General features: G+C 61.7%; 10 protein-coding genes. 2 read left to right on the top strand and 8 right to left on the bottom strand.

What is annotated here, in order from left to right:
• On the bottom strand, positions 1 to 1,379 hold a 1,379-nt coding region (gene istA / locus BFN67_RS20210), incomplete at its 3' end, for an IS21 family transposase (RefSeq protein ID WP_139789275.1).
• 273 nt (positions 1,380 to 1,652) lie between these two features.
• Between istA and BFN67_RS24405 the strand changes: the two genes are divergently transcribed.
• A complete protein-coding gene (locus BFN67_RS24405; RefSeq protein WP_158083547.1) occupies positions 1,653 to 1,931 on the top strand; it encodes a P-loop NTPase family protein in 279 nt (92 codons plus the stop codon).
• A 52-nt stretch (positions 1,932 to 1,983) separates the two neighbouring features.
• Here the strand turns inward: BFN67_RS24405 and BFN67_RS20200 are convergent, their stop codons facing one another.
• The 6 genes from BFN67_RS20200 to BFN67_RS20175 form a co-directional block, all read right to left on the bottom strand.
• The gene (locus tag BFN67_RS20200) at positions 1,984 to 2,949 is read right to left on the bottom strand and encodes a hypothetical protein (protein ID WP_080921293.1); all 966 of its coding nucleotides are present in this window, start codon (positions 2,947 to 2,949) and stop codon (positions 1,984 to 1,986) included.
• Positions 2,950 to 2,953: 4 nt separating this feature from the next.
• Entirely contained in the window at positions 2,954 to 4,012 is a 1,059-nt protein-coding gene (locus BFN67_RS20195; RefSeq protein WP_204842243.1) for an AAA family ATPase, read from the bottom strand.
• A 26-nt stretch (positions 4,013 to 4,038) separates the two neighbouring features.
• A complete protein-coding gene (locus BFN67_RS20190; RefSeq protein ID WP_080921291.1) occupies positions 4,039 to 5,157 on the bottom strand; it encodes a DUF262 domain-containing protein in 1,119 nt (372 codons plus the stop codon).
• Between the two features lie 233 nt (positions 5,158 to 5,390).
• A complete protein-coding gene (gene scpB / locus BFN67_RS20185) occupies positions 5,391 to 6,050 on the bottom strand; it encodes an SMC-Scp complex subunit ScpB (protein ID WP_080921290.1) in 660 nt (219 codons plus the stop codon).
• A 2-nt stretch (positions 6,051 to 6,052) separates the two neighbouring features.
• Positions 6,053 to 6,898 carry a DUF1403 family protein gene (locus BFN67_RS20180; protein ID WP_245295355.1) on the bottom strand — a complete coding sequence of 282 codons (846 nt, stop codon included), beginning with the start codon at positions 6,896 to 6,898 and terminating at the stop codon, positions 6,053 to 6,055.
• Between the two features lie 29 nt (positions 6,899 to 6,927).
• Complete coding sequence (locus tag BFN67_RS20175) at positions 6,928 to 8,328, bottom strand: ISKra4 family transposase (protein WP_080919177.1); 1,401 nt, start codon at positions 8,326 to 8,328, stop codon at positions 6,928 to 6,930.
• Between the two features lie 144 nt (positions 8,329 to 8,472).
• Between BFN67_RS20175 and BFN67_RS20170 the strand changes: the two genes are divergently transcribed.
• Complete coding sequence (locus BFN67_RS20170) at positions 8,473 to 9,285, top strand: tyrosine-type recombinase/integrase (protein WP_080919176.1); 813 nt, start codon at positions 8,473 to 8,475, stop codon at positions 9,283 to 9,285.
• Here the strand turns inward: BFN67_RS20170 and BFN67_RS20165 are convergent.
• On the bottom strand, positions 9,266 to 9,973 hold the full coding sequence (locus BFN67_RS20165; RefSeq protein WP_245295193.1) for a plasmid pRiA4b ORF-3 family protein: 708 nt from the start codon (positions 9,971 to 9,973) through the stop codon (positions 9,266 to 9,268). The genes BFN67_RS20170 and BFN67_RS20165 overlap by 20 nt on opposite strands.
• Between the last annotated feature and the right edge of the window lie 87 nt (positions 9,974 to 10,060).

Raw genomic sequence — 10,060 nt, 5'->3', positions numbered from 1 at the left:
CGCTCCACCCGGCACAGGATCAGGTGCTTGACCGCATCGAAGCCGATCGCACCGAGTTGGAGGGCCTGCTTCACAGCCCCATGCAGATCGCCAAGCTCGAAGCTTTCCAAGAGTCGCAGCACCTGCACATACTCGCGCCGGCCGTGCTTGTTCATCCTCGCCTCCATCAGGCGGCGCAGCGTGGCGAACTCGCCGGGCAGGTCCCAACCCTGGAGAGGGGCAGCCTGATCCAGCGAATTGATCTTCTGCTCAATCAGCGGCAGGTAATGCAGCGGATCGAAGACGACGTCTTCGCGTTCCCAGCACCGCGGATGGCGGGCGATGATCTCGCCGCGGCAGCCGATCACCACCACGTCGACGTAGCCGCGAACCCAAACGTCCTGATGGCCGAAGGCGACCGGGACGGAATAGTCGTTGGTCTTGTAGCGGACCAAAGACTGGGCCGTGACACGGGCGCTGGCCTGGTCGCAGGCATCGAAGGGTGCCGCCGGCAATGGACGCATGGCGGCAAGATCCCGCTGCAGCCGTTCGCCGATCGTCTCGTTCTCGCCGCGCAGCCTGTCATGCTGGCGCTTGCGGCATTGCTCTTCCAGCCAGGCGTTGAACGCCTCCCATGTCGCAAACCGCGGGATTGGCACCATGAAGTTGCGGCGCGCATAGCCGACAAGCCCTTCGACGCTTCCCTTGTCGTTGCCCTTGCCGGGGCGGCCATACCGATCCCGGATCAGGTAATGCGACAGGAACCCGCTGAACAGCGTCGCTCGCTTGCGCGTGCCGTCGGGCAGGATCTTCGCCACCAGGCAGCGGTCGTTGTCGTAGACGATCGATTGCGGAACGGCCCCGAAGAAGGCGAACGCATGGATGTGGCCGTCCACCCATGCCTCCGACACCGCCGCCGGATAGGCTCGAACATAGCAGCCGTCGCTGTGCGGCAGGTCGAGCACGAAGAAGCGGGCCTTGCGCTCTACGCCGCCGATCACCACCATTGCCTCGCCAAAGTCGGCCTGCGCATGGCCGGGCGGATGGGCCAGCGGCACGAACACCTCTTGGCGGCGTTGTTCCCGCTCGCGCATGTAATCCTTGATGATCGTGTAGCCGCCGGTGAACCCGCATTCGTCACGAAGCCGGTCGAACACACGCTTGGCCGTGTGCCGCTGCTTGCGCGGAACCTTCACGTCCTCATCCAGCCATCGATCGATGGTCGCAACGAACGCGTCCAGCTTCGGCCTCCGGATCGGTGATCGGCGCCGATAGCCCGGCGGCGTCGAATACGACAGCATCTTGGCCACGCTGTCGCGCGATATGTTGAAATGCTTCGCCGCCTGGCGCTGGGTCATCCCTTCCGAGCAGGCAAGGCGCACCTTCAGATAAAGTTCCACGGTATAGATCCCCTAGCCCTCCTGCATTCGTCGCAGAAGGGAAATAGGTGGCCGGGTTTTACGCCGCCCGTGACGGGACCATCCCGCCGCTACCGTGGACTAATTTTGCACCGCCGCTCTCACATCTGCACGGTGTCGTCGCGACTGTTTCCGGTCCTGCCCGCCAGCCAGGCCTGTGACTGCGTCCGGTGTAGGACCGGATCGGCGGCGTGGAATGGCGCCTTCATCCTCCGGACGGCCGACTACGCCCACTACCTGGCGACGGTCCGGCCGATGCAACTGCGTGACAAGATCACCAGCCTCGGCGTAGATCAGCGGTGGCCCGCCATGAACTTTGGGGAGTCGAAGGGCCGAGGCTTCGACCATGTGGTGATCCTGCCCACCGAGCCGATGCGACTCTGGCTTTCCGATCACGCGGCGAACCTAAAGCCCCAGAGTCGGGCGAAATTCTATGTCGCTTTGACGCGCGGTCGCCACAGTGTGGCCATCGCGATGGATTGGGGGACCTCACCTCTCCCCACGGGGTTCTCGCTCTACGAGAGGGCCTCGTGACGTCGGCCTGTGGTCTGGTACGGGTTGCCAATCAGCGGTAGCGTTTCAGCAATCAGGATTTGGTTAGCTTCGGGCCTATGTAGAGAACTTTGAGCCGGGTCGCCGTACTCGGCACCGGCCAATCAAAATGCAGGCGGAAGAAGCGGTGGCTAATCTTACCGTGGAAATGCGCGAAGATCTCGGCGCCGCCCTCGGGATCAGGGAAAGTCATCTCGCTTTGAAAATCGCGCCTATTGGTTGCTGACTCCGGTGAGAACAACGCACGTTCGCCGTGAAAATGGGCTCGCAGGATTTCCTGAGCCTCCCGGCCCTCGTTGCCGCTCTCATCGCGTCCGCGCATGTAGGCATCAAGATATCCAAGCAGCGCATAGAAGCGATCGCGGATGATCGCATCGAACGGCTCACGCGCAAGGCGTGCGTCTTCGTATAGCGCATTCGGAAACAGAAGGTTCGGAAAGCGCTGCCGCGCTGCTTCGACCATCGCTTGCCAGTTCGTTGCCGGTGCCTGCTCGCCGAGCACTCGCGCGACCGCCGCATCCATGTCCCAAAAGTTCTCGACCGGATACTCGCCAATCGGCTCATCCTCGAAGCCATGGACAACGGATAGAGGTGACTGTGCGAAGTCCGGCGCACCACCCGGGAAGCTCACTGTCGCTGCAATCTCACCGGCCTTCACGCGCCGGCCGGCCTCGCCAAGACCGCCATCGGTAACCTCGACGCCTAGACAATGAAATAAGTCCTCTGCTTCGTCTAAGCGATCCTCTTCGATAAACGGTCCGTTTCGGCCTACCCAAGCGAGCAAGGCCCCGACCATCGGCGATCCGCGCCAGCCTTGCACGACCTGCCGCACGTTCCGTGCATGCGAGACCGGCCGATCACCTAGCGCCGGCGTGGTGCGCATCCCCGCCAGCACCGGCGAGCGTGCACGCGCGGCCAGCAGTTGCTCGAGCAGCGGCCGAAAATCAGACTCATCCTCAAACTGCCCCTGTATAGAGGCCTCGTTTAGATAGAAGCGCACCCACTCAGCTCCATCCGGCGAGCCGCGATAGATCTTTCTCGTTTTGGTCGAAGAAGCCTTCTGGCCATTCGTAGATCTCGCCCCCCTCCCCAATCCCTGGGGTCGTCACGCCATGTTCCTTGCCGTTCGGTCCCTTGAAGAAATGAAGGCGCAAATCCTCCGGGGGCAGCGTGCCGTCGCGTACCGCCAGCCTGACCCCATTGAGGAGATGGTCGCTGTGCGTCTCGACAACAATCTGCACACCCGCGCTCGCCAACGTCGCGAGGAGCCTCCCCATCTGAGACTGCGCCGACGGATGGAGATGCGATTCCGGGCTGTCAATCACGATCAGCTGATCCGGGGCGGCGGCCAGCAGCGCAACCAGGATCGGAAAGGCGTAGGTCAGGCCGTAGCCGATATTTGACGGTCTCCTCCACGATCCGAGCTCTGCCAGCCGGAACTGAAGGTTCATTTGCGACATGGCGGTCACATTCTGTACATTGGCTTCAGCACCCGGAAACAAGCTGGAGAGCCAAGAATCAAACTGTCTGCGGAAGATTGCCGCTTCCGTCCCGGGATAGCGCCGACGCGGATCAACATCCTCATCAGCCAGTTGATCGAACCAGTAAGGCGCGAACCGGCCATCGTGCCCGACATCGCGAACGTTGACACGCTCGGGAATCGGAAACGCGTCTTCAGCGCCCATACGGACTGCGCCAAGGAACGACAGGGTTTCGAGCGCGCGTCGTAGACGAGGGCTTGGTTGTCTCTCCGGCGTCGCTGCTATCGCCAGAACGCGAACGCCCGCCTGCAAGGTAGGCTGCACACCAAAGCTACCGTCATCGCCCTCGACCTTGAGCAGCATCGGACGCTCCGACCGTATCGGTGCGATATCGCCCGCAGTGCCAAGCCGTACCAGCGGACCGTTCAACGGCAGCGCATCCAATGTACCAAAACGGAGCGCTTGGGCGAGTAGCAGAAGCGGCTGCAGCGCGGTCGACTTACCGCCGCCATTGAAACCAGTCACCAGCGTCAGCTGGCCGAGCTCGAGGCGCAAGTCGTCAAAGCACTTGAAGCCCTCCATCGCCACCGCACGAACTACGCATATGCTCATGGTTCGACTCTCTGCAGCTCGACGGTCACTGCGTCCATCATGCCGAACCTCGCACGCACCTGCCTCGTGCTGTTGGTCGAATAGGTAATCGCATTGACAAAGGTCGCTTCGTTGAGCAATTCGATGACCGCTTTGCGCAGATACGTTTTCTGCTGCGCGTTAAGTGGGCTGAGACCGGCCATCGCAACCGCGCAGACCTCGAACAACGAGATGTTGATGACGCTTCGCGTCGCCGAAGGGCCATTTGCCAGTGATTTGCGGAAGGCATGTTCGCCGAACAACTCCGCATTGAGGGTCATGGCATCTTCGAATTGCTTTCGTAATTCGCTGCGCTCGGCATCACTGCTGCTGGCCAGTGCCGTCAGGCCCTGCGCTAGGAATGTATCCATGTCGCCCCGATAGGCCTCTGGCGTACGCAGCTTGAACGCGCAGAATCGGTTGATCGCTTCGCGATCACGCATCGTCCGCGCGTTAAGAGAACGCCCAGTCGCGTTGCGGAAAATCGGATTTGCGGCTGCTTCCTTAAGCCAGTTAGTCGCGGGCCCATTATAGAGCGCGTTACGCATTTGCTGGCGGGTCAGCGGCTCGCCACTGTTAACCCGCTCAAAAATATCCAACCGCGCACGTTCGGGAGCCTTGGCGTCGAGAATATACATCGTAAGTGGCGTGTCGGAGACGCGCTCCTGAAGCGTTACCGACAGGTCTTTGAACAATTTGCCATCGAGTGGGTGCTTGGCGCCGAGATCACTCGAGCCAAGTCCGGTTAGTCGAAACTGATTACGCATGAATCGATAGAATGTCGTTAAGCGCTGCAGCCCATCGACCACGATGATTCGACCGTCTGGCGCCTCCGCCACATAGAAGACCGGCAGCGGGATGCGCATGATACAGCTCTCAATGAGCTTCGACTGCTTGGGAACTTGCCAGACGAAATCACGCTGGAAGTCCGGATCGAGAATATAGCGCTGGCGATCGATACGATCGACGACATCGCCTACCGTCCGCGGCTCCGTACGTACGAAGACAGCATCGAGCGGATAGTCTCCCCAGCCGGCGTCGAATGGATCGTCGACACCCTCCGGCTCTTCGAAATTGTCGTCGATTGTTGGATCCATATGAAGCAGCCCGTGTCCTAGTCTTTTGCTTCTAGCTTGATCGCCCTCCGCATTAAAGCGAAGTTTCGATCGATGCGCCCCGGCACAGTTCAAAAAATACGGTCGTCAGCTATTGGGAACGGCAGTAGCTCTGTTCAACGGCTAGCATGATGACACATACCTGCGATCCGCAATCGACACCAACTCGACCCCTTCCCCGAAGGGACCAGAACTGGGTCCCAACCCGCACCAACTTAGCCGGACAGATCAACGTTTTCCTCTTCGTCGGCCATCGCATATTCAGGACCAACGGTAGCCCGGCTAAACAGTCCCGCATCCTCAAGCGTTTCGAGGTCGGGCAGATCGCGCAACGTATCGAGCCCAAAGTGCTCCAGGAATCTCCGTGTCGTCACATAGGTGTAAGGCGCGCCGGGCTGCGGCGATCGCGGCCCAGACGCAATCATGTCGAGCCTACGCAGATGGCCGATGACATCGCGCGACACCTCGCGCCCGAGCACGCCGGAGAGCGCCGCGCGCGTGACCGGCTGGTGGTAGGCGATCGAGGCCAGCACCAGCATCTCGCCCTCGGTGAGGTCGGCGCCGGTGGTGGTGCCGCCAAAGGCGGCCTTGAGCACCTCGGCCTGCCGCCGCCGGGTGCGGAACTGCCAGCCGCCGGCCACGGCGACGATCTCGTAAGGACGAGCGGCCAGTTCGTTGGCAATGTCCTCGATCAGCAGATCGATGCTGCAATCGCGGCCGACGATCTGTGACAGCAATTCCCGCGTCACCGGTTCGGGCGCGGCGAAGATGATGGCCTCGACACGCGTCATCCATTCGCGCCAGCGCAGTTCCGGCGGCAGGCCGTCGAGCTCGGTATCGAGCAGGCCAGCCGTTTCGCGCGCGGGCCTTGCCATGGCTAAAGCCCGTAGAGCCGGAAGGTGGCGCGGCCCGACAATTCGCGCACGGCCTCGAACTGATGCAGCCGCTCGAACAGGCGGCGGCTGGCCCACCGTGTCATCGTCCCGGTCGTTAACGATCCGGAGACGGCGTCATCAGTCATCAACAGGGCGATGACTCCGCCGGCGGCCTTCGAGCGCAGTTTCAGCTCCACCGCCCGCAGGCGCTCGGCCCGCTGCGAAATGCCGACGGCAAGCCGGCAGGCCTCGGCCGCGCCGAGAGCTGCGGCAAGGCATGCAGCCCGCTCGAAGAACGGATCGCCGGGACGGCCACGCCGGCGATCGGGACCGGTGCGCAGCAGCGGTGCATGGATCTGGAGGCCAAGTAGCGGCACGGCAGGGCTCCATCCCATGCGCCAGGACAAAGCGAGATCGGCCACCCACCAAGCCAGAGCTTCAGCATTCGGGTTCTCCCGCATGACCTCCGTCCCGGCACGCGCGGCAACCAGCGGGGCCGGCGCGCCGGTGCGCACATCTTCCTCGATGCGAGCGACGAGCTCATCGAAATCATTCGACCAGATGATGCCAAGCAGATCGGCGACCGATTGCAGATTCTCAGACGATGGCGGCAGCGACCGACCGGCAAGCTTGCGCCAAGCCAAAAGCACGTTGCCGGCAGGCCCGGGATCGTCCTCATCCTGGCGCAGATACCAGGCATCGCGCAGGGCGGATTCGTCCTCGGTGCGGCGCATCAGCTTGATGGCCGCCGCGGCGGCCTTCAGGGCGAGCCGCTGCCGCCAGGCGCCGAGCCATGGCGCATCGGAGGGAAAGAGATTGTCGAGAGAATTCAAGGTACTGCCTGCCATGTAGGGGACCATGAGGATTTGTGTGGCAGCTACGCTGCGGACTGGTTGTCGGAATTTCGGTGATTATCGTTTGCCATGCCAGGATACCACTTCTCGAAGGTCGACCGTAGCGAGCCGTCGAGGGTCTGCGTTCGCGTTTGCAGCAGAAGATGCGCGCCTGTCCGGCTCCATTGCATCTGCTGCTTCTTGGCGAAACGCTTGCTGACAACGGCGTTGACGGTCGCCTCGACGAAAGCGGATGATATCCGCTCTCCGGACCGGTAGCGTTCGCCATAGTTGATCAGGCTGGCGTGGTTTGATCCGATATAGAATCGGAATTCGCCAATCACTGTCAGAAACTTTTTCATGTTCGGGTAGTCGGTTTCCGTGGCTTCGGCATCGTCGAGCAGCCAATCGATCTCCTCACGCGCCCGGTAGGTGTTGCCATGCCACAGATACCATTTGATCCGGGTCAGCATGTCCAGCAGGCCGTTGCCGGCTTCCTTGTCATGATGGCGAAGGCCTTGGGCGAACTGGCGAAGCACAGTGATGCGCATGGTGATGTGGAACCAATCCAGGACATGCTCGCTGGCCGGGGCGATCATTTCGGCGAGCGAGCGAACTTCCTCGCCGCCGTCGGTGATGAAGGTAATATCCTGATTGGCCTGCACGCCCTGCTTTTTAAGATGGTCGAGGATTCGGCGCTGCGGCTTGCGGTCGTAACCATGAACGAAGCCGATATAGCGCGGCTCACCGTCCTCGGGCAGGGAGCGGCCGACGATCAGCTCGAAATTCTTCTTCCGGTCGTCACGATCCCGGATGTAGCCACCATCAAGGCCAATGACAATGCGGCCGTCGGGAATGGGCAGGTTCGTCCAGTCTTGCGGACACGAATCCTGCATGAAAGAGACGCGCTCTTCCGTCAGCTCCCGCTCAATTCGGGCAGCCGTTTTCAGCGCATGCTGCCGCACCGTCGTGGCGTTGATCCCGCAGTCGATCGGCAACACATCGGCCAACAACTCGGCTGCAGCGGCATATGGCACGAGCGAAGCCCAGCGCGTCTCGAGATACAGCCGCTCGGGTGCAATGTGATCGGGGATCAGTTGCCGCAACGGCGACACCGTGCCCGGCCCATTGCGTCCTTCACTTTCCGGCAGCGCGTATCGCGGACTCCTGAGCCGGACATCGCCGAACAGAGTGTGGAAGGTGACGGGATAGTATCCCTTGTGCCGCAACCGGCGGCCGTCCGTCTCACGGTTTTCCGCTAGCCATAGGTTCACCTGCGTCTCCACCATCTTCTGCTGAAGCCCGGCAAGCAGGGCTTTGCCCTCGGCGAGCGATAGGCCGAGATCCTCCGCACCCGTTGTGATCTTTGTCATGTCGGCGATGATCTCCCGACCGATCTCCTCGCCGTCGTCACCGATGAGTTCCATGACGATCCGAACCTGCATGCTGCATCTCCTTGCCGGGTTTTCCAGAACGGGCGAAGTGGAAAGCTCATCGCGTCCGATCCGCGTATTTCTGCCCTCCGCTTTCGCCGGCAACGGTGATATCTCTCACCAGTTAGCAATCCGAAAATCATCTGGTAAACCATCATGACCTCGATCGAGCGTGCCGCCAACGCCGTCGCCACAATCCTGATCCGGGAAGGGATCGACTACCTGCAGAGCAAAGCGGTGATCAAACGGGCCCGCGCGCAGGCCGGTCTTTCCGCGCCGCCGGAAAAGAGAACGTCAATCAACCGGCTCACGATCGAGGAAGAACTGGCTTTCATTGACCAGGCCTACGAGGCGAGCGGCGCGACGGGCCTGCTGCTTCAGACCCTTTTGGAAACCGGCTTGCGCGTTTCCGAATTCACCCGCCTGCGCATCGAGGATGTCAGCCTGGCAGAGCGCGTGATCGTCGTCGTGCGCGGAAAGGGATCGAAGCACCGGGAAGTCCCCATCCGGCGGGAACTGACACAGATGCTGCGGCTTCATATCGGCACAAGGCGTGCCGGCCCCCTGTTCCAGAGCCGGGAACGGGGCAAAGGATCGCTGCCCTATACCTACAGCCGCCAGCGCATCGGTCAGATCGTCCGGCAAGTCGCTCGCAAGGCCGGGATCACAAAGCGGGTCTATCCGCATCTTTTGCGGCACACGATGGCGACAAAGCTGTTGGCGCTCGGCATGGACATCACCGACGTCCAGCGCTTCCTCGGCCACGAAAACATCACCACGACACGGCACTATGCGGAAACGACCGCCGCGACCCTGCGCCGAAAGTTCGATCAGGTCACCGCGCCAGCGGCACGGTCGTTGCTCTCCGGCATCCGGCATGAGCGTGGTGACGACGTTGCCCTTCTCGCCGCCAATCTGCTGGCGAACAATCGCGGTTCAAACGGTGAAGTCATATCTGCTGATGCATGAGGGTGAGATGCTCCTCCTGCCGCAGGCGCTTGTTCACCGTCTGCCGCTCGAACGTCCTGCCCAAAAGAGCGTTGCGCCTGTCGATGCGGAGAAGCAGTTCCCGGAATTCCTCAGCCCGGTCGGGATCATCGAGGATCGCGAAGGATCTGGTCTCGCTGATGTCCGCGAAGAACTCCAGCGCACTGGCGAGGTCCTCATCCAGTCCAAGTCCGAGCGCTTCATCTTCCTGCAGGATCCAGGCCTCAGGCCCGTCGCTATCCTCCGGCGGGCAAGTTCCGGCACCGCCGATGCAGCAGGGATAATGGATTTGCGGCTTGGCGGCGCACTGATGTTCCAGCCGCACCTCATGCTCCCACGGAACATTGAGATCGTATTCGTACAGGAACCGGCTTCCGGTGCGCAGCTTCAATGCGTCAAGTCCGATGTCCGGCGGTTCCGCAGTCAATTCCCATGAGCCATAGCGGACCGTGTGCACGACAAACTGGTAGAGATGGATGCCTTCCCAGCCCATCGCGACCTGAAGAACGCCGTGAAACTCGCGCAAGGTCATGGTCGCCGGCACCTGCACCCGCCGCCAAACCATCGGGCTCAGTCCCTTCAGCCAGATGCGGAATTGCAGGACCGTCGGCGTCGTGTCCGGCGTCTGGGCACCCTCGGAACGCCGGCTCGACCGACGCGGTGGTTTCAAGATGGCTGGCCTCGGTGAAAATCACCGCCCACCCTATACCGATTTTACCCCAGGGACGGCACCGCCACACAAATCCTCATGGTCCCC

The organism is Manganibacter manganicus (assembly GCF_002075885.1).
Classification (GTDB): Bacteria; Pseudomonadota; Alphaproteobacteria; order Rhizobiales; family Rhizobiaceae; genus Mesorhizobium; species Mesorhizobium manganicum.
The sequence above is the reverse complement of the archived record's forward strand: the minus strand, read 5'-3'. Positions and strand labels throughout refer to the sequence as shown.

Coding starts and splice junctions, on each gene's coding strand:
- BFN67_RS20195 (WP_204842243.1), bottom strand. CDS start 4,012: ATGGAGGGCTTCAAGTGCTTTGACGACTTGCGCCTCGAGCTCGGCCAG.
- BFN67_RS20180 (WP_245295355.1), bottom strand. CDS start 6,898: ATGGCAGGCAGTACCTTGAATTCTCTCGACAATCTCTTTCCCTCCGAT.
- scpB (WP_080921290.1), bottom strand. CDS start 6,050: ATGGCAAGGCCCGCGCGCGAAACGGCTGGCCTGCTCGATACCGAGCTC.
- BFN67_RS20190 (WP_080921291.1), bottom strand. CDS start 5,157: ATGGATCCAACAATCGACGACAATTTCGAAGAGCCGGAGGGTGTCGAC.
- BFN67_RS24405 (WP_158083547.1), top strand. CDS start 1,653: ATGCAACTGCGTGACAAGATCACCAGCCTCGGCGTAGATCAGCGGTGG.
- BFN67_RS20175 (WP_080919177.1), bottom strand. CDS start 8,328: ATGCAGGTTCGGATCGTCATGGAACTCATCGGTGACGACGGCGAGGAG.
- BFN67_RS20170 (WP_080919176.1), top strand. CDS start 8,473: ATGACCTCGATCGAGCGTGCCGCCAACGCCGTCGCCACAATCCTGATC.